Below are 24,052 nucleotides of genomic sequence, written 5' to 3' on the forward strand. Positions count from 1 at the left end.
CGGCCCCAAAAAAAGCCCCGGTCGTTGCCGACCGGGGCCTATCGCGACGTTCCAGGGGAGAGAGAGTCGGTCGCGATGGTGCGGGTTGTGCCGGTGCGCCTACCAGGTGAAGCGCGGGCCGACGAACCACTGGGTGTCGCCGCCGGCGAACTTGACGTCGCCGCTGACGCCCCAGTTGGGGGTGAACTTCACCTGCGCGCCGAGACGGCCGTAGAAGTCGTCGCCGTAGTCGCTGCCGTAGTCCTCGTAGCCGGCCATGGCATAGCCCTCGAGGTGGGTAGTCAGCGCACCGCGGACCCCGACCTCGGCGCTGTAGCCGTCCGGATCCAGGCGCTGGCCGCCGATGCGGCCGAAGTCGTACTTCTCGTAGGCGATGCGGGTGACCAGGTCGGCCCGCGGCGAGATCTCGTGGTTGTAGCCGATGCCCACGCGCCACTGGTCGAAGTCGATGCTGGAGTCGTCGATCTCCTGGTTGTGGTAGCCGCCGAACGCGTGGAAGTTGGGGTGGAAGGCGACCGAGGCGTTGGCGCCGAAGCCGTCGGCGTCGGCATCTTGGTTGGTGGCGCTGTAGCCGCCTTCGACGTAGTTGTAGGAGACGCCTTCGGCGGCGTGGGCGGCCGCGAACGGCAGGGCGGCGGCCAGGGTCAAGGCAAGCAGGGAATGTTTCATCGGGGAGCCTCTCTGTTGGAAGCGTTGTTATCGAAAGGCCGGCCCGGGTGGCGAGGGGAGGGGGAGGGAAGTGCAATTCAGTAGCTGAAAGCACGACCACCACCCGGGCCGGTGCGTGCATTGTGCGAGAGCAAGCGCAACATGGCCTGAATAGTGAACCGACAAGTTCAGGAACTTTCCGCTCGTATTCAGGTCGTCCGTGCGCATCCGGCCGAAACGGCGCGCCTGCAGCGACTGCCCGAGCGTGTCGCGCGGTCGATCGTCGTCGAAACAGCCGCTGGCGGGAGCGGCATCCGCGGCGGCGACCGGCGGTGGAAGGGAACGGCGGCAGCGCCATCGACTGCCGTCGCGCGGACCCAGGCGGTCGCATGAGAGGGATATCCCGCCGCGAGCGGATTTAAAGACTTCTTAAAGCGCCCGGCGCATGGTCGTCGCTCCCCCGACCCGTGACGGAGACCGTGCATGTCCGCGTCCGCCCTCCTGCATCCGCTTCCATCCAGCCCGCCCGTCGTCGGCCGCGTCCGGCGGTTCGCTTCGCGAGCCGCCGCCGTTCCGGCGGCGATCCGTCCGGTGCGCGCCGGCGACTGCGAGACGCTGCTGCGCCTGTGCCGGGAACATGCGGAAGGCGCGGGGTCCGAGCGGACGCCGTTCGGGCCGCGGTGCAGCGATGCCCGCGATCTGGTGGAGGCATTGTTCGATCCGCCGGTCCGGGTCTGGGCCTGGATCGCCGAGGCCGAGGGCGAGGCGATCGGCTATGCCGGCGCGCTGGCCGGCTGTTCGCTGTTGGAGGGCGGCAACTACTTCCAACTCGAATCGCTGTACGTGCGGGCGCATCCGCAGGCGCAGGACATCGAGCGCCGGCTGTTCCTGCGGGCGCTGCGGATGGCGCGCACGCTCGGCTGCCTGAACCTGCAGTGGCGCCTGCCCGCCGTGCAGGCGGCGCGCGTCGAAGCGCAACTGCCGGCGGCTGCGGTGCGCACGGCCTTGGTGCATTACGTGCTGCCGCTTGCCGACCAGGCTGCGGGCCGTGCGGCGCACGGGGGCTGACCGGGACGGGCGCGGCAGGATCCGGCGTCCGCGCATCACCGCGTTCCGGATCCTCCTGCTCGGCCTGGCGCTGGCGATGGCTTACTTCTCGATCGACGCGTGGAGCGGCATGCGCTATCCCGGTTCGCCGCAGTTCCGCGATGGCGGCTTCCGCAATCCGGTCGAACCCAGGACCCTGGGTTGGCGCGAAATACCGAAGGCGTGGTGGAGCTTCATGTTCGACCGGCCGGCGGGCACCACGCCGCCCGCGCCGCTGCCGTTCGACGCGCTGGATCCGCAGCGCCTGGCGGACGCCGCTGACGGCACCGTGTTCCGGCTCGGCCATTCGACCGTGCTGGTCAAGCTGGCCGGCGGCTGGTGGCTGACCGATCCGGTGTTCTCCGAGCGCGCTTCGCCGCTGCAGTGGGCCGGGCCGCGCCGGTTCCATCCGCCGCCGATCACGATCGAACAGCTGCCGCGGATCCGCGCGGTGATCCTCTCGCACGACCACTACGACCACCTCGACAAGCAGGCGGTGCGGGCGCTGGCGGAGAAGACCGACTGGTTCCTGGCACCGCTGGGCGTGGGCGACCTGCTGGTCCGCTGGGGCGTGGACCCGGCGCGGGTGCGCCAGCTGGACTGGTGGGACGCGACCACCATCGGCACCGTGCGCCTGGTGGCGACGCCGGCGCAGCACTTCTCCGGGCGCCGGCCGTTCGCCGGCAACCCCACGTTGTGGGCCTCATGGGTGATCCAGAGCCCGGACTTGCGCCTGTTCTTCAGCGGCGACAGCGGCTATTTCGACGGCTTCCGCGAGATCGGCGAGCGCTATGGCCCGTTCGACCTGACGCTCCTCGAATGCGGCGCCTACGACCCTTCCTGGGAAGGCGTGCACATGCTGCCAGAGCAGACCCTGCAGGCGCACCTGGACCTGCGCGGCCGCTGGCTGCTGCCGGTGCACAACGGCACCTTCGACCTGGCGATGCATCGCTGGGACGACCCGATGGAGCGCATCGTGCGACTCGCCGCGGCGCGCGGAATCGCGCTAACGCTGCCGCGCATCGGCCAGGCCGTGCCGGTGCGGCAGCCACCGCCGCTCGAACCCTGGTGGCGCATGCCGCGCGAGCCGGCGCCGGATGCGATCGGCACCGGCGCCGCCGTGGAATCGGCACGCTAGGAAAGACAAGGGCTCCAGGCCGACTCGAAATTCACCCCCGCAGCCGATCCCTGTAGGAGGGGCTTCAGCCCCGACGCGCCGAAGCTTGCGGCAAGGCAACGAGCAGCGCGGGTGACGGCAGGGAAGCTGCGTGCGCGGGTCTTTCTAGCGCCCCGCTCGCTTGCCGGGGTCGGGGCTGAAGCCCCTCCTACAGGGGCATCGGTGCGAGGGATGCCTGTCGACGCGCTCTAGCGGCGATCGTCGGCATCTCCGCGCGCCGGGAACACCAGGCGCACGCCGAAGCCGCGGCCGTCGAGGCCGCTCTCCGCCTGCACCCGGGCGCCATGGGCGCGGGCGATGCGCGCGACCAGCGACAGGCCGATGCCGCTGCCGCGTTCGCCGTTGCCGTTGCTGCCGCGGAAGAAGCGCTCGAAGATCCGCTCGCGTTCGCCGTCGACGACGCCGGGGCCGTCGTCGCGCACCGTCAGCACGCTGGCGCCGTCGGCCGCCTGCCGGCAGGCGATCTCGACCCGGCCGCCCTCGTGGCCGTAGCGCAGGCCGTTGTCGAGCAGGTTGCGGACCAGGATGCCGAGGTCGTCGAGATTGCCGGTGACGGTGCACGGCCGGGTGTCGAGCAGGATCCGTTGCCGCTTGCGCGCGGAGACGAGTTCGAATTCCTGCGCGACCATCGCGATCACCTGCGCCAGGTCGACCCCCTGGCGGTCCTCGCCGCGACCGCTTTCGACCCGTGCCGAGTCGAGCAGCTGCTGCGCCAGGCGCGAGGTGCGCTCTATGCCGCGGATCAGCCGGCCCAGGGCCCGGCGGGTGTCGTCCGGGTCGCTCGAGTGCAGCGCCACCTGGGCCTGGGTGAGCAACGCGGCCAGCGGCGTGCGCAGTTCATGCGCGGCCTCGCTCAGGAACTGGCGCTCGTTCTGCAGGGCATGGTCGAGGCGCTGCAGCAGCGTGTTGAACGAATCCACCAGCGGCCGCACCTCCGACGGCAGCCCGGTCTCCGGCAGCGGCGCCAGGTCGAGCGTCTCGCGCGCCGCCATCGCCTGCCGCAACCGCAGCACCGGCTGCAGCGACCAGCGCACCACCGCCCACACCGCCAGCGCCAACCCGGCCAGCACCAGCAGCGCGGTGACCAGGCTGGCGCGCGCCCAGCGCTTGACTTCGTGGTGCTGCAGGGAGGCGTCGTGGCCGACCTGCACCTGCACCCGCCCCTCGGCGTCGCTGACCGAAAACACGCGCCACGGGACGCCTTCGATCAGCACGTCGGCGTAGCCGTCGGAAAAATCCGCGCGCATCGGCCCGGCCGGCGCATGCGCAGAGGCGACGATGCCTTCGCGGCGCGCCAGCGCCCAGGCCTGGAAGTGCAGGTTGTCGAACTTGCCCGCGAGCGCCGTGGTGTCGCGCGGCAGCCGCAGGCGCGGGCCGGTGCCGGTGGCCTCGATGTCGCCGGGCAGCGACAGCAGGATCTGCTCGGCGATGCTGCGCAGCGAGCGGTCCCACAGGCCGCTCTGCTGCCGGGTCATCTGCTGGTACTGGCAGGCGAACCAGATCGCCCAGGCGGCGAGGACGACCAGCGTCAGCACCACCAGCAGCCGCGCCCGCAGCGATCGCATCATTGCGAATCGCCCAGGCGATAGCCGTAGCCGTGCACGGTGGCCACGATGTCCTCGCCGAGCTTGCGGCGCAGCTGGTGGACGTAGACCGCCACGGTGTTGCTGCCGATCTCGCCATCGCTGCCGTAGATGCGGTCCTCCAGGCGCTCGCGGTCGAGCACGCGTCCCCGGCATTCCATCAGCGCCAGCAGCGTGCGGTACTCGTGCGCGCCCAGCGCCACCGGCACGCCGCCGCGGGTGACGCTGCGTTCGGCCGGGTCCAGCACCACGTCGCGCCAGCGCAGCTGCGGTGCCACGCGGCCGCGGCTGCGGCGGACCACCGCGCGCAGCCGCGCCAGCAGTTCGTCGCGCTGGAACGGCTTGACGATGTAGTCGTCGGCGCCGCTGTCGAGGCCGCGGATGCGGTCGCTGAGCTGGTCGCGGGCGGTGATGATCAGCACCGGAGTGGTGTCGTAGCGGGCGCGCATCGCCGCCAGCACGTCGAGTCCGGAACCGCGCGGCAGGCCGAGGTCGAGCAGCACCGCGGCGTAGGCGTGGTCGATCAGGGCCAGCCGCGCCGCGGCGACGTCCTCGCTGCGGTCGGCGCGCCAGCCGTCCTGCGCCAGCGCCGCCGCGAGTGCGTCGCCGAGCATGTGATCGTCTTCGACCAGGAGCACGGAGTCCATGAAAGCGCCGGGATGCGGATGCGGCCGGGCAGGCTCGCCGAAGGCGATTAAAACAGGTTTAAGCGGCACCGGCGGTCGGACGCGGGTGCGCGCTTAAAGAAAACTTAAATACGGCGGTGCATGCTGCGCGTCCATCCAACGATCGGGGCGTCCTCCATGACATCGCTCTTCACTCAGGTCCGGCGGTCGCGACCGGTGCACCGCTGCCTGCTCGCGTTCGGGCTGGCGTTGTGCGCGCAGCAGGCGGCGGCGCAGAACTACGCCGGCATCGGCGTGGCGATGGTGCCCGAGTACGAAGGCGCCGAGGACGATCGGTTCCTGCCGTTGCCGCTGGTCCGCTACGAGACCGAGCACTTCTTCTTCTCGCCGCGCGCCGGGCTGCCGGCGCTGGGGGTGAAGTGGTCGACGGACGCGGACCTGGTCGGCGGACTGTTCCTGAGCGCGGGCATGGGGCGCGACGCCGACGACGCCGAGATCCTGCGGGGCCTGGAGGATCTCGATACCCATGCCGTCTACGGCGCCTTCCTGGCCTGGGAGCCGGGACGGCTCTCGGCGAGCGTGGCATACCGGCGCGCGGCCAAGAGCGGCTACGGCGCCACCGTCGATCTGCGCGCCGGATACCGCGTGCTCCAGCGCGAGCGCGACGTGGTCACGCTGGGCGCGAACGTGGAATGGGCCGACGACGACCGCATGCGGACCTGGTTCGGCATCACCCCGGAACAGGCGGCGCGCAGCGAGGCGGGGCTGCCCGTGTACGCCGTCTCCTCGGGCGTCAAGTCGGTCGGCGCCTCGGCGGTCTGGCTGCACCGTTTCGCCGGCAGCCGCTGGAGCCTGGTCACCGCCGCCGGCGTCAATCGCCTGCAGGGCGACGCCCGCGACAGCCCGGTGGTGGAACGGGCCACCGCGCCGTTCGCCAGCGTGGGGGTGGTCCGCGCGTTCTGATGGGGCGGCCGGCGGCGGCTATTTCTTCGCCGGCGTGCCGTTGTCGCCGTGCAGCGTCAACAGCGCCTGCAGCAGTTGTTCGTCGGCGCTGGAGCAGATGCCCAGCAGCAGCGCCTCGTCGCAGTCGGCTCCGGCGAGGTAGGCGTGGCCCATGTTGGAGTCGATGTACACGCCCTCGCCGGCCTCCAGCACGATCGGGTCGTAGAACTCGGTGTGCACCTCGACCCGGCCTGCGAGCACGTGGATGTACTCCTCGCCGGAGTGGTGCACCAGGTCGCCGAACTCGCGCAGGCTCTTCGCCCGCACCCGGGTGAGGACCGGGATCATGCGCTTGCGGCGCAGTTCCGGGCACAGATAGAAGTAGTCGTAGTTGTCCGTGGTGACCCGGATCGCATCGTCGACCCGGGCGATGCTGCGGCGCGCGGTGACCGGCGGCTCGTTGGCGGCGTCGGGTTCGGCGAACAGTTCCGACATGCGGATGTTCAGGCGCTGGCTGATCTGCAGCAGCTTGTCGTAGGTCAGGCTCAGGCGGTCGTGTTCGACCTTGGACAGCGTCGACAGCGGAATGCCGCAGCGCTGGCTCATTTCCTTCAAGGTCCAGCCGTTGCGGGTGCGCAGCGCGCGCAGCAGATGGCCGATCGTGGGGTGTTGCGAGGGCATTCGCCTGAAACTCCTGTAGAAGCGGATGCGGCCAATGCCGCCCGTGCCCGGGCATATTCGCGCGATTGCGGCGTCGACCGCCAGACCGGGGCAGGTTGACAATTCTCCAATTGGGATCATTATCGCATGATCAGGCCTGATCGGCGCTGTGTTGGCGTGAACAGGCCGCACTCGCAGCAACGGTCCGGGGGAGCCAAATCAGGAGGCTTGCAATGCGCGTGACCACGATCCTTTCCCTTGTCGCGGGCATGCTGCTCGCCCTGCCGCTTGCGGCCGCCCCGCAGGCGCAGGAGGCGCCTGCCGCGCCGCCGGCGTCGATCGTTCCGCCGGAACTGGCGCCCGAGACCGGCGAGCCGGAAGCGGAGGACGCCGCGACCGTGGCCGACGACGCCGTCCAGGCCGGATCGGCCAGCCTCACCCGTCCGGACCTCGAGGCCTGGCTGGACGGCTACATGCCCTACGCTCTGCAGACCGGCGACATCGCCGGCGCCGTGGTCGTGGTGGTCAAGGACGGCCGGGTGCTGCTGCAGAAGGGCTACGGCTACGCCGACCTGGAGGCGCGCACGCCGGTCGATCCGGAGAGGCACCTGTTCCGCCCGGGCTCGATCTCCAAGCTGTTCACCTGGACCGCGGTGATGCAGCTGGTCGAGCAGGGCAAGCTGGACCTCGACGCCGACCTCAACCAGTACATCGACTTCGAGGTCCCGGCGCGCGACGGCAAGCCGGCCACGCTGCGCCAGGTCATGACCCACACGGTGGGCTTCGAGGAGCAGATCCGCGGCCTGATCACCAGCAAGGCCGACCAGGTCGTGCCGCTCGAACAGGCGCTCAAGCGCTGGGTGCCCGAGCGCATCCACGCGCCCGGCACCACGCCGGCCTACTCGAACTACGCGACCGCGCTGGCCGGCTACATCATCGAACGCGTGTCGGGCGAATCGTTCTACGACTACATCGACAGGCACATCCTGGCGCCGCTGGGGATGGAGGACTCCAGCTTCCGCCAGCCGCTGCCGGCCGGGCTGCTGGCGAACATGTCCAAGGGCTACGCGCGCGCGTCCGACGGCAAGCCGCGCGACTACGAGTTCATCAGCCTGGCCCCGGCCGGCAGCCTCGCCGCCACCGGCGCGGACATGGCGAAGTTCATGATCGCGCACCTGCAGGACGGCGCGTACGGCGGGGTGCGCATCCTCGGCGAGGACACCGCGCGGACGATGCACACCAGCGGACAGGCCTCGGTGGGCCCGCTGAACGAGATGATGCTCGGCTTCTACGAAACCTCGCTCAACGGCCACCGCGCGATCGCGCACGGCGGCGACACGCTCTGGTTCCACAGCGACCTGCAGCTGTTCGTCGACGACGGCATCGGCATCTACGTGTCGATGAACAGCTCCGGCCGCGATGGCGCGCCGCTGCTGATCCGCGACAACCTGGTCGAGGGCTTCGCCGACCGCTACCTGCCGGGCCCGCCGCCGCCGGAGCGCACCGTCTCCGAGGCCGATGCCAAGCTGCATGCCGAGCAGATCGCCGGCGCCTATGCCAGCAGCCGTCGTCCCGACAGCAACTTCATGTCGCTGCTGAACCTGCTCGGCCCGGTCAAGGTGTTCCCGAACGAGGACGGCACCATCAGCGTGTCGATGGCGCTCGATGCCTCCGGCGCACCGAAGAAGTGGCGCGAGATCTCGCCGTACCTGTGGCAGGACGTCGCCAGCGGCGACCGCCTCGCCGCCGACGTGGTCGACGGCAAGGTGACCCGCTTCAGCATGGAGCCGTATGCGGCGATCATGGTCTTCCAGCGCCTGCCCTGGTGGAAGTCGCCGGGCCTGGTCCTGCCGCTGCTGGCGCTGAGCCTGCTGGCGCTGGCCGCGACCGTGCTGGCGTGGCCGGTGTCGGCGCTGGTCCGCCGCTACTACGGCGTGCCGTACCGGCTGTCGGGCGAGGATGCGCGCATGCACCGGATCATCCGCATCGCCGCGCTCGCCGTGCTGGTGGTGATGGCCGGCGCGCTCGGCCTGATCGTGGGCCTGACGAGCGACCTCGAAAAGCTCGGCCCAGGCACCGACGTGGCGTTCAACCTCGTGCGCCTGCTGGCGCTGGTGGTGCTGCCGCTCGGCGCACTGGCCGCGCTGTGGAACTGCTGGAAGGTGCTGCGCAGCCGGCGCCGCCTGCTCGCCAAGCTGTGGAGCGTCGTGCTGGCGCTGTCCTGCCTGTTCCTGCTGTGGGTCGGCATCTCGCACCACCTGCTCGGCTACGGCGCCTACTACTGATCCCTGCTGCCGATCGATGCGGGCCGGCGACTCGTCGCCGCCCGCATCCCCAACCTGCGGGGGGCGCGTGAGCCTGCAACTCGAACTGCACAACGAACCGCTGCCGCTGTCGGCGCCGTTCCGCATCTCCGGATACGTCTTCGACGCCATGCCGGCGACGGTGGTGACCCTGCGCGACGGCAGCCACGTCGGCCGCGGCGAAGCCGCCGGGGTGTACTACAACGCCGATCGTCCCGAAGGCATGCTCGCCACGCTGGCATCGATGCGTTCGCGCATCGAGGCCGGCATCGACCGTGAGGCTGCGAACGCCCTGCTGCCGCCGGGCGGCGCGCGCAACGCGCTCGACTGCGCGCTGTGGGAACTCGACGCCAGGCGCAGCGGCGCGCCGGTGTGGAAGCTGGCCGGGCTGGACGGCGTGCGGCCGCTGCTGACCACCTTCACCGTCGGCGCCGACGACCCGCGGGTGATGGCCGAACACGCCGCTGCCCATGCCGGCGCCCGCGCGCTGAAGCTCAAGCTCACCGGCGAAGCGGAACTCGATGGCGCGCGCGTGCGCGCGGTGCGCAAGCGCTGCCCGGATGCGTGGATCGGCGTCGACGCCAACCAGGGCTACGACGCCGGCAGCCTGCCGGCATTGCTGCCGGTGCTGCTCGAAGCGAAGGTGTCGCTGCTCGAGCAGCCGTGCAGGCGCGGCCACGAGGCCGACCTCGACGGCATCGAGCGCGTGCTGCCGTTCGCCGCCGACGAGAGCATCCTCGATCTCGCCGAGCTCGAAGCGCGGCACCACCGTTTCGACGTCATCAACATCAAGCTGGACAAGTGCGGCGGCCTGAGCGAGGGCCTGCGCATGGCGCGCCGCGCGCGCGAACTGGGCAAGCAGGTCATGGTCGGCAACATGGCCGGTTCCAGCCTGGCGATGGCGCCGGCGTTCGTGCTCGGCCAGTTCTGCGACGTGGTCGACCTGGACGGACCGGTGTTCCTGAAGGCAGACCGCAAGCCGGGCGTGGTCTATCGCGACGGCTACCTCGAGTGCCCGGGCGAAGTCTGGGGGAATCCGTGAGTACGGCGCCCGCGCAACGGGACTGGTTCGGCCAGCCGCGCGGGCTCACGATCCTGTTCCTGACCCAGATGTGGGAGATCTTCTCCTACTACGGGATGCGCGCGCTGCTGGTCTACTACATGACCAAGCAGCTGCTGATGGGCCAGCAGCAGGCGTCGCTGGTGTACGGACTGTACGCGGCGACGGTGTACTTCACGCCGATCCTAGGCGGCGTCGTCTCCGACCGCTGGCTCGGCCGCCGCCGCGCGGTGATCATCGGCGGCGCGATCATGGCCGTCGGCCATTTCCTGATGGCCTCCGAGAGCCTGTTCTACCTCGCGCTGGCGTCGATCGCGCTGGGCAACGGCCTGTTCCTGCCCAGCCTGCCGAGCCAGGTCGACGGTCTCTACAGGCGCGGCGATCCGCGTCGCGGTTCGGCCTACAACATCTATTACGTCGGCATCAACCTCGGCGGCCTGCTGGCGCCGCTGGTCTGCGGCACGCTGGGCGAGCTGTACGGCTGGCACTACGGCTTCGGCGCCGCCGGCATCGGCATGCTGCTGGGTTTGGCCGTCTACGTGTCCGGCGGCCGCTACCTGCCGGTCGAGGCGAGCAGGCGCGAGGCGGTCGTCGCCACCGGCGAGGCGGACGACACCGGCCTCGCCCTGCGCCTGCGCGTGCTGTTCGCGATCGGGCTGTGCGTGATGCTGTTCCGCGGCGCCTACGAGCAGATCGGCAACACCATCGCGCTGTGGGCGGACACCGGCATCGACCGCAGCCTCGGCGCGCTGACCATCCCGATGACCTGGTTCCAGGCGCTCAATCCGCTGCTGGTGATCGTGCTGACGCCGGTGCTGGTCGCGCACTGGTCGCGCCGGGCCGCGCACGGCCGTGAGCCCGGATCGGCGCGGAAGATGGCGCTCGGCGCGGGCGGGGTGGCGCTGGCCTACCTGCTGCTGGCCGCGGTCAGCGCCGGCACGGCGGCGGGGCAGGCGAGCTGGATGTGGCTGGCGCTGTTCTTCCTGGTCCTGACCGTGGGCGAGCTGTTCATCCTGCCGGTCGGCCTGGGCCTGTTCGCGCGGCTGGCGCCCTCGAAGCACCGGGCGACCACGGTGGCGGCGTGGTTCTTCGCCGCGTTCGGCGGAAACCTGCTGGCGGGCCTGCTGGGGATGGCCTGGAGCCGGCTCGGCCCGGCCGCGTTCTTCGCCCTGATGGCGGCGGTGGCCGGGAGCGCAGGCGTGTTGCTGGCCCTGCTGGACCGGCCGGCGCGGCGGATGGAGGCCGAGGCGCGGCCCGGCGAAGCGGCGGCCGCCGCGGCGCGGATTTGACAATTCTCCAATCAGGATCATTATGCCCAATGGGAGAAATGAGGGCGTCGTATGACAATCGCTGACCTCTCCAGGCGACGCCTGCTGCAGGCCATGGCGGCCGGCACGCTGGCGACGGCCCTGCCGCCGACCCTCGCCGTCGCCGCATCCGCGGCCGGCCCCCGCGTCGCCACGCTGGTCGAGCGGGCCATGGTCGTCGACATGCTGGCGCCGCTGAAGCTCGATTTCCGGCCCCAGGCCCATGCCGGCCAGCTGACCGAGGCGCAGGCCGCCGATTTCCGCGCCAGCGGCGTCACCGTGATGCACCACGCGATCGGCATCGACGGGCACGACGCGCACGAGAAGGCGCTGGCCTACCTCGCCGCGTGGAACGGTTTCATCGCCCGCAACGGCGAGGTGTTCTGCCTGGCCGGCAAGGCCGCCGACCTCGACCGGGCCAAGGCGCAGGGCCGGATCGCGGTGGTCATGGGCGTGCAGAACGCGGATCACTTCCGCACCGCCGAAGACGTGAAGTTCTTCCACCAGCTCGGCCAGCGCTGCGCGCAGCTGACCTACAACAGCCAGAACTATCTCGGCACCGGCGGTACCGAACGCGTCGACAGCGGCCTGAGCGACTACGGCGTGCAGATCGTCGAGGCGATGAACGCCGCCGGCATGCTGGTCGACGTCTCGCACTGCGGCGACCGCACCACGCTCGACGCGATCGAGGCATCGTCCAAGCCGATCGCGATCACCCATTCCAACTGCCGCGCGCTCAACGACCACCCGCGCCTGAAGACCGACGAGGCGATCCGCAAGCTCGCCGCGAAGGGCGGCGTGATGGGGATCACCGGCGTGCGCAACTTCGTCCGCGACCGCGAACCGACCACCGTCGCGCACGTGGTCGACCACATCGACCACGTCGTGCGCCTGGTCGGCGTCGAGCACGTCGGCATCGGTTCGGACGCCGACCTGCACGGCTACGACGACATGCCGGCCGACCAGCTGGAGATGCTGCGCGGGCTCTACAAATCCAGCTACGCCTTCCGCGACAAGCTGGACACCGACGGCTTCGACAGCCCGCGCAAGTTCCACGCGCTGGCCGCGGCCCTGGTCGAGCGCGGCTATTCGGACGACGACATCACGCTGATCCTGGGTGGCAACTTCCGCCGCCTGCTGGGACAGATCTGGGGCTGATCGCCGCCTGGGCAGGCGGCTCGAATCTGAGGAGAGCAGGCATGAACCGACTGGGGAAGATGGGGACACGCGGGCAGGCGCCCCGGCGCCGGGCCTTGTGCGCGGCGACCACCGCGGCACTGGCGGCGATGGCGATGCCGGCGTTCGCGCAGCAGTCGTCCGACGAGGCCGTGGAACTGGACACCGTGGTGGTGACCGCCAACAAGCGCGTGGAGAACGTGCGCACGGTGGGCGCCGCGGTCAGCCTGATCGGCGAGCATCAGCTCGAGAACCTGGGGGCGAACTCGCTGGCCGACTATGCCGACTACGTGCCCGGCCTGCAGGTGCAGGACAACGGCAATCCCGGGTTGACCTCGATCTCGATGCGCGGCATCGCCGCGATGTCGTCCGGCGCCACCGTCGCCAGCTACATCGACGAGGTACCGGTCGGCTCCAGCGGCCTGTGGCAGGCCGCGACCACGCTGAACCTGGACCTGCTGCCGTACGACATCGAGCGCGTCGAGGTGCTGCGCGGACCGCAGGGGACGCTGTACGGCGCAAGCGCGATCGGCGGCCTGCTGAAGTACGTGACGCGCGCGCCGGATCCGCTGGCGGCCGAGTGGCGCGTCGGCGGCGGCTGGTCGAAGGTGAAGAAGGGCGGCAGCGGCTGGAACGCCCGCTTCGGCGCCAACCTTCCGCTGGTCGAGGATCGAATGGCGGTGCGCGTGGGCTATGCGCGCAACGAGATCCCGGGTTACAGCGACAGCCAGCTCGACGGCCGCGAGGACATCAACGGCGGCACCCAGTCCAGCGGACGCGTCGCGCTGGCATGGCAGGGCGACGCGTTCGACCTGAACCTGTCCGCCCTCCGGCAGGAGATCGATTTCGACGACCGCGCCGGCGTCGCCCTCGACCCGGCGACCGGGCGCCAGCTGTTCGGCGACGTCGTCGACGTGCTGGGCGCCAGGCAGCCGTTCGAGAAGCGGATCGACCTGTACGCGCTGACGCTGGACTGGGACCTGGGCTGGGCCGACTTCGTCTCGGCCACCGGCTGGTCCGATACGAAGACGATGTACCAGCTGGACAGCACGGTGCAGTTCGGCGAGGTCGCCGACCTGATGCTGGGATTGCCGGAACCGGGCAGTTCCTGGGTGCGCTACGGGCTGGACCTGGAGAAGCTCACCCAGGAATTCCGCCTCAGCTCGAAGAGCGGCGGGCCCTTCGAATGGATGATCGGCGCGTTCCACACCACCGAGGATGCATACCAGGGCCAGAACGTGTGGCTGGGCCTGATGGACGGCTCGCCGCCGCCGCCGCCGCTGGACGCGGCTTTCGGCACGCTGGCGGTGGTGGAGCTGCCGAGCGACTACAAGGAGACCGCGGTGTTCGTCAACGGCTCGTGGCGGATCAACGACCGCTTCAAGCTGGACGCGGGCCTGCGCCAGTCGCGCAACGAGCAGAGCTACAGCCAGATCGTGCCGGCAGGCATCCTCGTTCCGCTCGGCACCACCCACGGCGCGTCCGAGGAGGACGTGTTCACCTGGAGCCTGAGCCCGCAGTTCCAGATCAACGACGACACCATGCTGTATGCGCGCGCCGCCACCGGCTACCAGCCGGGCGGCCCCAACGCGGCCCTGCCCGGCATACCGCCGAGCGTGGATTCGTCGATGCTGGGCAGCTACGAGCTGGGCCTGAAGTCGCAGTTCGCCGACCGCCGGGCGCAGCTCGACCTCGCCCTGTTCCGCATCGACTGGGACGACATCCAGGTGCAGTCGCAGTTCAACGGCGTCGGCGGCCTGGTGAACGGCGGCGAGGCGACCAGCGAGGGCCTGGAACTGTCGGCGCTGTTCCGCGCCACCGACCGGCTGCAGTTCGGCCTCAACGCGGCCTATACCGAGGCCGAGGTGAAGAACGACTTCAAGGAGACGGTGATCCCGCAGGACGGTTTCGACGTGATCCTCAACAGCGGCCTGGGCGGCGACCGCATGCCCTACGTGCCCAGGCTGTCGTGGTCGGCGACCGCCGAGTACTACTTCGATCTCGCCGGCGGCTGGTACGGCCACGTCGGCGGCGCGTTCCGCCACGTCGGCAACCGCGTCGCCGGCACCAGCGACCGCCAGCGCATCACCCTGCCGGGCGATCCGTCGACGGTGCTCGACGAAACGATCGTGCCGCCGCTGGAGGTCGGGAGCTACGACGCGTTCGACCTGTACGCCAGCGTCGGCAACGGCAGTTGGACGATCCGCACCTTCGTCAACAACGTGGGCGACGAACGCGGCTGGTCGTCGATGATGCGGGTCGAGGGCGCGCTGTCCGGGAGGCTCGCGCACCTGCGTGCGGTGCCGATCCAGCCGCGCACCCTGGGCCTGGAGTTCGACTACCGGTTCTGATGCCGCCGCCGCCGCCGCCCGGCGGCGGTGCAGTGCCCGGCAACCGACAGGACACGCCCGATGCTCCAGCCCGCGACAGCCGCGCCAGGCACGATCGAAGTGCTGCCGCAGCCCTATCTGCTGTTCCTCGGCGACGTTGTCGAGCCGGCCTACGCCAAGACCGCGTTCGGCCTGCGCGACTGGGCCGGCGAACGCTGTGTCGGTGAATTCGCCTGCACCGGCGCCGGCGTCAGCACGGGCCTGCCCTACCTGAGCCCGGAGCAGGCGCGCGCGGAAGGCGCCCGGTCGATGGTGATCGGGGTGGCCAATCCCGGCGGCCGCATCCCGCCGGCCTGGTTGCCGGCGCTGCGGCAGGCGCTGGAGGCCGGGCTGGACCTGATCGGCGGCATGCACGCACGGCTGGAGGCGATCGACGCGCTGCGCCGCGCCGCCGACCGGCTGGGGCGGCGGTTGATCGACGTGCGGCAGCCGCCTCCGGGGATCCAGGTCGCCAATGGCCGCAAGCGCGACGGCCGGCGCCTGCTCACCGTCGGCACCGACTGCGCGGTGGGCAAAAAATACACCGCGCTGGCGCTGGTCCGCGAAGGGCGCCGGCTCGGCGTGGACGCGGACTTCCGTGCCACCGGCCAGACCGGCATCCTGATCGCCGGGCAGGGCATTCCCCTGGACGCGGTGGTCGCCGATTTCGCCGCCGGCGCCGCGGAGATGCTGTCGCCCGACGCCGGGGCGGAACACTGGGACGTCATCGAGGGCCAGGGGTCGCTGGTCCATCCAGCCTATGCCGGGGTGTCGCTGGCGCTGTTGCATGGCAGCCAGCCCGACGTGATCGTGGTCTGCCACCAAGCCGGGCGCGACACCGTGCTCGGCCATCCCGGCTATCCGCTGCCCGGCATCGAGGAGACCATCGAGCTGAACCTGCGCCTGGGCCGTCGCACCAATCCGCGGATCCGCTGCGCCGGGGTGAGCCTGAACACCGCGAAGCTGGACGCCGCGCAGGCCGAACGGCTGATTGCCGCCGAGAGCGAGCGCCTGGGATGCCCGGTCGCCGATCCGATGCGCGGCGGCGAAGCGTTCCGGCGGCTGGCGCAGGCCTGCCTGCGGTGAGGGCGATGGCGGCGCCGCGGCGACCGGGGCGGCGATGAGCGCCGGGCCGACATGGTTCCAGCGCTACCTGCTGCCGGGCCTGGCGTTCAAGGGCTTCGTGATCGGCGGCGGCTACGCCACCGGGCGCGAACTGGCCGAATACTTCCTGCCCGGCGGGCCGCGGGGCGGGCTGCTCGGGCTGGGCCTGGCGATGCTCGTGTGGAGCACGGTGTGCGCGTTGACCTTCGTCTTCGCCCGGGCCACGCACAGCTACGACTACCGCGCCTTCTTCGGCCACCTGGTCGGACGCGGCTGGATCGCGTTCGAGGCGGCATACGTCGTCTTCATGGTGCTGATCCTGGCCGTGTTCGGGGCCGCCGCCGGTGCGATCGTGGCGGCCGCGACCGGCTGGCCGCCGATCGTCGGCACGCTGGCGCTGATGCTGGCGATCGGCACGGTGGTCGCCTTCGGCAACCGCTCGGTGGAGCGCCTGTTCGGCTGGGCCTCGCTGTTGCTGTACGCGGTGTACTTCCTGTTCGTGGTGTTCGCGTGGTCGGCCTTCGGCGACCGCATCGTCGCCGGCCTGTCGACGCCGCAGCCGACGGCCGGCCGGCTCGCCGCCGACTGGATCCGGGGCGGGCTGACCTACGCCTGCTACAACATCGTCGGCGCGGTCGCGATCCTGCCGGTGGCGCGGCATTTCGCCGGGCGCCGCGACGCCGCCGTCGCCGGGGTGCTGGCCGGGCCGATCGCGATCCTGCCGGCGATCGCGTTCTTCGCCTGCATGGCCGCCTGGCTGCCGGGGATCGCCGCCGAACCGCTGCCGGCCGACTTCCTGCTGCGGCAGATGCAACGCCCGCTGTTCCACCTGCTGTTCCAGGCGATGATCTTCTCCGCGCTGCTGGAAAGCGGCGTCGGCGCGGTGCACGCGATCAACGAGCGCGTCGCCGGCGCCTGGCGTAGCCGCGGCTCGGGCGAACTGCCGCGGGGCGCGCGGCTGGCCATCGCCGCCGCGCTGCTGGTCGGCTCGATCTTCATCGCCGGCCGTTTCGGGCTGGTCGCGCTGATCGCCCACGGCTACCGGGCACTGGCCTGGATGATCCTCATCGTCTTCGTGCTGCCGCTGCTGACCGTCGGCGTGTGGCGGCTGTTCGCAAAACCTTCATTGGCCACGGACTCGCACGGATGAGCGCGGATAGGGCGCAGGAGAATCATCGCTCGCATCGTCACCCGCATCGTCTGCTTCGCGTTATCCGCGTTCATCCGTGCAATCCGTGGCAAAAAATGCTTCCAGAACGAGGTGCTGAACATGTCCAGGTCCAGATTCCCAGCCGGGGCCGCGTTGTTCGCGGCGTCGCTGCTCGCAGTCGCCGCTGCCTTCGCCGCCCCGCCTGAAGGCTTCGACGCGCGCGTGCGCGAAGCGATGCAGGCCCATGGCGTGCCGGGCATGGCAGTTGCCATCGTCGAGGACGGCGAAGTCGTGCTGACCCGTGGCTACGGCGTGCGCCGCCTGGGCGCGCCGGCCCCGGTGGATGCCGATACGATCTTCCCCACCGGCTCCACCGGCAAGGCGGTCACCGCCGCGGCGCTGGCGATCCTGGTCGACGAAGGCAGGCTCGGTTGGGACGACAGGGTCATCGACCACCTGCCGGACTTCCGCATGCACGACGCGTGGGTGACCCGCGAGATGACCGTGCGCGACCTGCTGGCGCATCGCAGCGGCCTCGGGCTGGGCGCCGGCGACCTGCTGTTCGTGCCGCGCACCTCGCGCAGCCGCACCGACGTGGTGCGCGCATTGCGCCACATCGCCCCGGCGACCAGTTTCCGCAGCGGCTATGCCTACGACAACATCCTCTACGTGGTCGCCGGCGAGCTGGTCGCCGCGGTCAGCGGCACGAGCTGGGAGGACTTCATCCGCGAGCGCGTGTTCGCGCCGGCCGGGATGGCGAGTTCGACCAGCCACGAGGACGACCGCTTCGCCAATCCCAACCGCGCCCATCCGCATGCGCGCATCGACGGCCGCATGCGCGGCCTCGGTACCCAAGAAGTGCTGCCCGAGCGCGAGGGCCTGGGCCAGGTCGCGGCGCCGGCCGGCGGGTTGTCCTCGAGCGCGAACGACCTCGCCTGCTGGCTGCAGGTCCAGCTCGCCCGGGGCGCGCTGCCCGGCGACGGCGATGCGCGCCTGTACAGCGAAGCTAGCGCGCGCGAGATGTGGACGCCGCAGGTGCTGACCCCGGTGCGCCAATTCCCGCCGCCGATCGAAGAGATCACGCCGCAGTTCTCGACCTATGCGCTGGGCTGGAGCGTGCAGGACTACCGCGGGGTCAAGCTCGTGCAGCACGGCGGTGCGGTGTTCGGCGTGCTGACCATGGTGGTGCTGATGCCCGACCGCGACGTCGGTTTCTCGCTGCAGATCAATTCGGAGGAGGTGGTGGTGCTGCGCGGGCTGATGTACGAGCTGCTCGACCACTATCTCGACGCACCGCAGAAGGACTGGGTCGCCGCCTTCGACGCGTGGAACCGGGCGCGCTTCGAAGCCGGCCTGGCCGCGCTGGACGCGGCGGACGAGAGTGGGCGCAAGGCCGGCCGGCCGTCGCTGCCGCTTTCCGGTTATGCCGGCGCCTACGCCGATCCGTGGTACGGCCCGATCGCGGTCAGCGGGCAGGGCGACCGGCTGCGCATAGACTTCAGCCGGAGCCCGGGCATGGTCGGCACGTTGACGCACCACCGGTACGACACCTTCCGCGCCGACTGGGACGACCGCGCCATCGAGCCGGCCTACGTGACCTTCGCGCTCGACGCCGACGGCAAGGTCGATCGCATCACGATGAAGGCGGTGTCGCCGCTGGCGGACTTCAGCTACGACTACCAGGATCTGCTGTTCACGCCGGTGGAGGGGCCCGGGTCGAAGGCCCGATGACCGCCATCCCGGCGAAGGCCGGGATCCAGCCCCGCTGAGCCGGCGGGAGGCGTGATCCCGCTCCCGGGATCGCGATGGCCGGCGGTGCAGCCCAGCGCCCGTCTACCAGCCGCTACGGCGGCGGCGCGGCCGCGCCGGGAAACTCCGATTGCCGCCAGGCCTCGAAGACGACCACGGCGACGCAGTTGGAGAGATTCAGGCTGCGGTTGTCCGGCCGCATCGGCAGCCGCAGCCGCTGATCCGGCGGCACTGACGCCAGCACGTCCGCGGGCAGGCCGCGGGTTTCCGGGCCGAACAGGAAGGCATCGCCCGCGGCGTAGCGCACGGTGTCGTAGCGCCGGCTGTTGCGGGTACTGAGCGCGAACAGGCGCGGCGGCCGGATCGCGGCCAACGCGGCCGCGAGCGAGTCGTGCACCTGCAGCCGTGCGTACTCGTGGTAGTCGAGTCCGGCGCGGCGCAGGTTGCGGTCGTCCAGGTCGAAGCCCAGCGGCGCGACCAGGTGCAGGCGCGCGCCGGTATTGGCGCACAGGCGGATGACATTGCCGGTGTTGGGCGGGATTTCCGGCTGGTAGAGGATGATGTCGAACATGCGGCGGATTATGAGCCGTGCGCGCGTCCGGATACCGGCCGGCCGGAGCAGCGGATCAGTCCAGCGCAAGCGTTCAGTCCAGCGCAAGCGTCTCGCCATCCGCGGGAATCCACAGCCGCCGTCGCAGCGTCGGCATGCTGCGAAAATGCCGAGCCAGCCGCGCGCGGGACGTGGTCGCATGGTCGACGCAGTCCAGATGCGTCGCGGTGACCGTTGCCCACGGTGCGTGTCGCAACAGGGCTTCGACGTGATGTTCGTCCATCACCAGCGAACCGCTGCCGCGCCAGGTCGCGCCGCAGGCGTGCACGACGACATGGGCAGGACGACGGCGGTCGACCACGGTACGCACCTCCGGGCACCAGATCGAATCACCGACCCAGTAGAGCGTCGGCGCATCCGCCATCGAGGCCACGAAGCCATGCACTTCGCCCATTTCGGCAAGCACGCTGTCGGGGCCGTGCCGGCCGCCGGTCAGTTCGAATCCGGTGCCGGACCACTGCGTATCGGTTTCGATGGCGGTGACATGGCGGAAGCCGCTTGCGCGGATGTCGTCGGCGAGCGCGGCGGCGCACAGGATCGGCATGTCGGGCGGCAGCAGGCGCCTGGCCGCCTCGTCGAAGTGATCCGAATGCAGATGCGAGACGAATGCAGCGTCCACCCCGGCGAGGATCTCGGTGACCGGTAGCGGCAATGGCGCCAGCGGACTGCGCAGACGGCCGCCATAGCTCACGCCCTCGTGCTGCGCGGCCAGGTACGGATCGATCAGCAGGGTGCGCGCGCCCAGCCGCAGCTTGAGCGTGGCGCTGCGGATCAGTTGCAATGCGATCTGCGTCATGGGGTGCTGACAGGCCCTAGCGCCAGCGCCTGGCGTGCAGCGCGTCGAGCGCGGCATCGACGTAATTCGGCCCCACCGGCGCCACACGGCCGGTGGCCAGCACCAGCGACAGCCTGCGCGGGCCGAGCCGGCGCAGGCTGTCGATCCGCGAGAGGTTGACGATCGTCGAACGGTGCACGCGCAGGAACAGCGCCGGATCGAGCTGCGATTCGAGCGAGGCCATGGTGTCCTTCAACAGGTACGAGCGCTGGCCGACGTGCAGCGACACGTAGTCGCCTTCCGCCGTGATCAGGTCGACGGTGTCGAGCGGCACGCGGATGAGCCCGTCACGGGTGCGGACCCAGACCTCGCGTGTGTGTGCCGGCGCCGCGTCCCGCTCGCTCGACGACGCCTGCAGCGAGGCGATCAGCTTCTGCAGCTCGGCGAAGCGCGCGTCCGCAGTGCGCGCCTGCAGCCGCGCACGGGCGCGATCGATGGCCTCGCGGAAGCGGTCGAAGGCGACCGGCTTGAGCAGGTAGTCGACGGCATGGACCTCGAAGGCGCGCACCGCGTGCTCGTGGAAGGCGGTAACGAAGATGATCTCGGGGACGGCGTCCCCGGCACCGATCGCCTCGATCACCGCGAAGCCGTCCTTGCCCGGCATCTGGATGTCCAGCACCGCGATCTCGGGCTTGAGTTCGCGCAGCAGTTCCAGCGCCTGCCTGCCGTTGCGCGCCGAGGCCACCGGTTCCGCATCCGGAATGCAGGCGACGGCGAGTTCCAGGCGCTCCAGCGCCACCGGTTCGTCGTCGGCAAGCAGGATGCGGATCATCCGGACGCTTCCTGCCGCGGAATGCGCACGAGGTTGCGCCAGCCATGCGCAGTCGGTCCGGCATGGAACTGCGCGGCGTCGCCGAACAGTGCAGCCAGCTGCTGGCGGATGTTGGACAGGCCGATGCCGAGGCCCTTGCCGCCGTTTGCGGGCGCCGGGGCGCCGTCGTCTTCCAGCCACAGCAGCAGGGTGCCGTCCTCGCATCGGGCGCCGATCCGGATCGTGATCCCGTCCTCGGAATCGCTCAGCGCGTACTTCACCGAGTTCTCGGCCAGCGGCAGCAGGATCAGGCTGGGGACCAGCGCGCGTTCGCAGCCAGGCTCGATCTCGTACCGCACGTCGAGTCGGTCGCGGAAGCGGGCGATCTCGATGTCCAGGTAAATACGCAGCATGTCGATCTCGTCGGCCAGCACAACGAACTGTGAAGGCGTCCGCGTCAGCGTGTGGCGCAGGAACCGCGACAGATTCAGCACGATCCGCTCCGATTCTTCCTTGCGGTCGAGCACGACCAGCCCGGCCAGGGTGTTGAGCGTATTGAACAGGAAGTGCGGATTGATCTGCAGGCGAAGGGCGAGCAGTTGCGCCTGCTGCGCGGTGTCGCGCGCGGCTGCGAGCTGCACGTCGCGGCGGCGCATCTCCAGGATGACGGTTGCGCCTACGTAGAGCGCCGACCAAGTCGTCAGCATCCACAGGTGGCCGATGTAGGCCCAGCCGAGGGTATAGGTATCCATCCAGTCGTCGGGATTGATCTGGTAGTGGGGCGTCAGCCAGCGAAAGGCGTAGCTGTTGATCACCACCAGCAGTGCGGCGGACATCGTGCTCAACGCGATCGCCTTGAGCAGGACGCCCCACGGCTGATTGCCGCCCCAGCGGCGCAGTAGCGCGTACATGCCCAGGCACAGAGTGACCCCCGAACCGCTGACGATCGCCCGCGCGATTGGCCTGCCGGGATCGTCTACGGGCCCCGAGGTGAGATAAGACAGCGACGTCAGCAGCACGAAGTGCGCCGTCCACACGCACACCGTCAACACCAGCACGCTCCTGTCCAGCGTGTCGGGGCGGGCGGGCCGCGCAGCGTCCAGCACGGAAACGGGCATGCGCAGATCGGGCTGCGAAGAGGCGGGATTCAAGGGTAGCCCAAAGCGGAAGCGGCCGGCGCCCGCCGCGGATGCGCGGCGCCGGCAGGAGGAAGGAGGCGTTGGATCAGGGCGAGGCGGGTTCGGAGATCGCGGTGATTTGCGCGACCAGGGCCTGCCAGCGTCCGTCGCGCAGGACCCACAGGTCGGTGTAGCGGCTGCCGCCGCGCCGGCCCTCCGGCGTTTCGTATCGGGTGCGCGCCTGCACGACCGCTACATCGCCGACGAACCGCACTGACACGTCCTCGATATCGAACGACTTCATCGCAACCGGTTGCGCGATGTTCCGAAGGAACGCCGCCCGATCGACCAACGCGCCGCTGGACAGGATGCAGCGGAAGTCGGCAGCCAAGTGACGTTCGAACCAACCGACATCGGATTCGAGGAAAGCGCGCACGTAACCATCGTTCAGGCGGCGCAGTTCGTAGGTGGAGTGTGCGGATGCGGTCATTGCGACGTCTGCCGGTTCCGGAGCGGCGGATGGGCCGGGCACCGGCTCCGCCGGGTGAGCGGCCGGAACGCACAGCAGCAAGGCGAGCAGGCAAGGCGTTCTGCGGTGCACGGGACACGATCCGGCGAAGGGCATGGCTGCGGATTTTACGGCCGCGCAATAGGGAGTCTGTGCATTTTCGTCGACGCAATCGTCGTCTTCGGCGATTCGCCGGCGTTCCGTCGAAGCCGCGACGGCTCCTGGCGAAAAATGCGCGCATTCGCCGCAGCGTGGCGTTCGAATCGGACCAGGAGTCGGGGCAGGCGATCGCTGGCTGCGCCCCGGCCGGTGCCAACCGAGACGGCAGGAGACGACAGATGTTGAAGGAAATGCAGCCCGTTTGCCCGAAGCTGCTGCACATCGTGGCCGATTCCGGCGATGCGATGGAACCGCCGTGCAGCGCAGGAGGCGAGACGATCACCGCGGCCGTCGCCCGTCTGGGCAGTTTGCGACAGAGCGCGCACCGGTTCGCTTTCTGGATACAGCTGCGCGGCACTGCTCACGCCGAGGCGAAAGAGGGCCGATTTCGCCTGCGGCAGGGCGACTGGATCGCATTCGACGCCGGGTCCGCGCCTGAGCTGCAAGCAGACCGCACCGGCGTTTCGATCGCCCTGTTGCTGCCTGCGGCGCATGCGCGCAGGGACGCCGTGGCGCTCGATTACGGACTGTTTCCTGGGCATGGCCGCATGTCCGCGGGCGAGCGGCGGCTGGTGCTGCGCCTGTGGCGCGCGCATGCCACGCGGCCGGCGTCCGCGGAACCGGCGCGCACCTTGCGGCCGCTACTGCTGCATCTGCATCACCTGCAACGGGAGTTGCGCGTGCTGCTCGAGCGTTGCCCCGGCAGGACCGCCACCCGCAAGCGCCAGGTGCTGGCGCGCATGCAGCGCGCGCGCATGCTGCAGGCGGGCAATACGCACCGCAGCGTGCGTCTGGACGAGTTGGCGGAGCTGAGCCGGTTCTCCGAATGGTGGGTGTCCAAGACCTTCCATACGGTCTATGGCGAAACCGTGCAGCAGGCGTCGATCCGTCTACGGATGGAACGCGCGCGCGAATTGCTCGAACAGACATCGCTGTCGATCAGCGAACTCAGCGAAATCTGCGGCTTCCATGACCCGTGCAGCTTCGCCCGCCTGTTCAAGCAATGCCATGGCCTGACTGCTTCGCGCTGGCGCGCACTGCATCAAGTGCGCGGCCAAATCGTGTCAGGTCGATCGCCCGGTTCTCCTGCTGCGCTGGCGCAGGCCGGCACTTAACGTGATGTTTCTTTAA

The 24,052-nt window shown here is 70.2% G+C and carries 21 protein-coding genes; 12 read left to right on the top strand and 9 right to left on the bottom strand.

Annotated elements, in window-relative coordinates:
• Positions 1–99 precede the first annotated feature (99 nt).
• Positions 100–669, bottom strand: coding sequence for a diffusible signal factor-reguated Ax21 faimly protein (locus U3649_RS04095; protein ID WP_407353617.1), 570 nt, complete (start codon positions 667–669; stop codon positions 100–102).
• 462 nt (positions 670–1,131) lie between these two features.
• Here U3649_RS04095 and U3649_RS04100 point away from each other — a divergent pair, with 462 nt between their 5' ends.
• Positions 1,132–1,716, top strand: a complete 585-nt coding sequence (locus tag U3649_RS04100) for a GNAT family N-acetyltransferase (RefSeq protein WP_407353618.1) — start codon at positions 1,132–1,134, stop codon at positions 1,714–1,716.
• A 76-nt stretch (positions 1,717–1,792) separates the two neighbouring features.
• Positions 1,793–2,872, top strand: a complete 1,080-nt coding sequence (locus tag U3649_RS04105; protein ID WP_407354537.1) for an MBL fold metallo-hydrolase — start codon at positions 1,793–1,795, stop codon at positions 2,870–2,872.
• Between the two features lie 227 nt (positions 2,873–3,099).
• Here U3649_RS04105 and U3649_RS04110 read toward each other — a convergent pair whose 3' ends face one another.
• Positions 3,100–4,479 (bottom strand): ATP-binding protein, encoded by a 1,380-nt coding sequence (locus tag U3649_RS04110; protein WP_407353619.1) that lies wholly within the window; start codon positions 4,477–4,479, stop codon positions 3,100–3,102.
• Positions 4,476–5,141, bottom strand: coding sequence for a response regulator transcription factor (locus U3649_RS04115; RefSeq protein WP_407353620.1), 666 nt, complete (start codon positions 5,139–5,141; stop codon positions 4,476–4,478). Before U3649_RS04115 ends, U3649_RS04110 begins: the two co-directional genes overlap by 4 nt.
• A 156-nt stretch (positions 5,142–5,297) precedes the next feature.
• Here U3649_RS04115 and U3649_RS04120 point away from each other — a divergent pair, with 156 nt between their 5' ends.
• Positions 5,298–6,083 carry a MipA/OmpV family protein gene (locus tag U3649_RS04120; protein WP_407353621.1) on the top strand — a complete coding sequence of 262 codons (786 nt, stop codon included), beginning with the start codon at positions 5,298–5,300 and terminating at the stop codon, positions 6,081–6,083.
• Positions 6,084–6,101: 18 nt separating this feature from the next.
• On the opposite strand, the gene U3649_RS04125 is transcribed toward U3649_RS04120, so the two are convergent.
• Positions 6,102–6,743, bottom strand: a complete 642-nt coding sequence (locus U3649_RS04125) for a helix-turn-helix domain-containing protein (protein ID WP_407353622.1) — start codon at positions 6,741–6,743, stop codon at positions 6,102–6,104.
• Positions 6,744–6,955: 212 nt separating this feature from the next.
• Between U3649_RS04125 and U3649_RS04130 the strand changes: the two genes are divergently transcribed.
• The 8 genes from U3649_RS04130 to U3649_RS04165 all read left to right on the top strand — a co-directional run bounded on the left by U3649_RS04130 (position 6,956) and on the right by U3649_RS04165 (position 18,922).
• On the top strand, positions 6,956–9,007 hold the full coding sequence (locus tag U3649_RS04130) for a serine hydrolase domain-containing protein (protein ID WP_407353623.1): 2,052 nt from the start codon (positions 6,956–6,958) through the stop codon (positions 9,005–9,007).
• A 67-nt stretch (positions 9,008–9,074) separates the two neighbouring features.
• On the top strand, positions 9,075–10,067 hold the full coding sequence (locus tag U3649_RS04135; protein WP_407353624.1) for a dipeptide epimerase: 993 nt from the start codon (positions 9,075–9,077) through the stop codon (positions 10,065–10,067).
• Positions 10,064–11,374 carry a peptide MFS transporter gene (locus U3649_RS04140; RefSeq protein ID WP_407353625.1) on the top strand — a complete coding sequence of 437 codons (1,311 nt, stop codon included), beginning with the start codon at positions 10,064–10,066 and terminating at the stop codon, positions 11,372–11,374. The genes U3649_RS04135 and U3649_RS04140 overlap by 4 nt, the downstream gene beginning before the upstream one ends.
• A gap of 51 nt (positions 11,375–11,425) precedes the next feature.
• Complete coding sequence (locus tag U3649_RS04145) at positions 11,426–12,550, top strand: dipeptidase (RefSeq protein ID WP_407353626.1); 1,125 nt, start codon at positions 11,426–11,428, stop codon at positions 12,548–12,550.
• Positions 12,551–12,591: 41 nt separating this feature from the next.
• A complete protein-coding gene (locus tag U3649_RS04150) occupies positions 12,592–14,919 on the top strand; it encodes a TonB-dependent receptor (RefSeq protein WP_407353627.1) in 2,328 nt (775 codons plus the stop codon).
• A gap of 60 nt (positions 14,920–14,979) precedes the next feature.
• Complete coding sequence (locus tag U3649_RS04155; protein ID WP_407353628.1) at positions 14,980–16,023, top strand: DUF1611 domain-containing protein; 1,044 nt, start codon at positions 14,980–14,982, stop codon at positions 16,021–16,023.
• A 34-nt stretch (positions 16,024–16,057) separates the two neighbouring features.
• A complete protein-coding gene (locus tag U3649_RS04160; RefSeq protein ID WP_407353629.1) occupies positions 16,058–17,191 on the top strand; it encodes a hypothetical protein in 1,134 nt (377 codons plus the stop codon).
• Positions 17,192–17,311: 120 nt separating this feature from the next.
• On the top strand, positions 17,312–18,922 hold the full coding sequence (locus tag U3649_RS04165) for a serine hydrolase (RefSeq protein WP_407353630.1): 1,611 nt from the start codon (positions 17,312–17,314) through the stop codon (positions 18,920–18,922).
• Positions 18,923–19,034: 112 nt separating this feature from the next.
• Here U3649_RS04165 and U3649_RS04170 read toward each other — a convergent pair whose 3' ends face one another.
• From U3649_RS04170 to U3649_RS04190, 5 genes are all read right to left on the bottom strand, one after another.
• Entirely contained in the window at positions 19,035–19,511 is a 477-nt protein-coding gene (locus U3649_RS04170; protein ID WP_407353631.1) for a tRNA (cytidine(34)-2'-O)-methyltransferase, read from the bottom strand.
• A gap of 73 nt (positions 19,512–19,584) precedes the next feature.
• Entirely contained in the window at positions 19,585–20,346 is a 762-nt protein-coding gene (locus U3649_RS04175) for an MBL fold metallo-hydrolase (protein WP_407353632.1), read from the bottom strand.
• Positions 20,347–20,362: 16 nt separating this feature from the next.
• Entirely contained in the window at positions 20,363–21,157 is a 795-nt protein-coding gene (locus tag U3649_RS04180; RefSeq protein WP_407353633.1) for a LytR/AlgR family response regulator transcription factor, read from the bottom strand.
• On the bottom strand, positions 21,154–22,254 hold the full coding sequence (locus tag U3649_RS04185) for a sensor histidine kinase (RefSeq protein WP_407353634.1): 1,101 nt from the start codon (positions 22,252–22,254) through the stop codon (positions 21,154–21,156). Before U3649_RS04185 ends, U3649_RS04180 begins: the two co-directional genes overlap by 4 nt.
• A gap of 106 nt (positions 22,255–22,360) precedes the next feature.
• A complete protein-coding gene (locus U3649_RS04190) occupies positions 22,361–22,744 on the bottom strand; it encodes a nuclear transport factor 2 family protein (protein WP_407353635.1) in 384 nt (127 codons plus the stop codon).
• A 356-nt stretch (positions 22,745–23,100) separates the two neighbouring features.
• On the opposite strand from U3649_RS04190, the gene U3649_RS04195 reads away from it, so the two are divergent.
• Positions 23,101–24,036 (top strand): helix-turn-helix transcriptional regulator, encoded by a 936-nt coding sequence (locus U3649_RS04195; RefSeq protein ID WP_407353636.1) that lies wholly within the window; start codon positions 23,101–23,103, stop codon positions 24,034–24,036.
• Positions 24,037–24,052 lie beyond the last annotated feature (16 nt).

Origin of the sequence: Luteimonas sp. R10 (assembly GCF_045689605.1) — a bacterium.
In the GTDB taxonomy this organism is placed as follows: Bacteria; Pseudomonadota; Gammaproteobacteria; order Xanthomonadales; family Xanthomonadaceae; genus Luteimonas.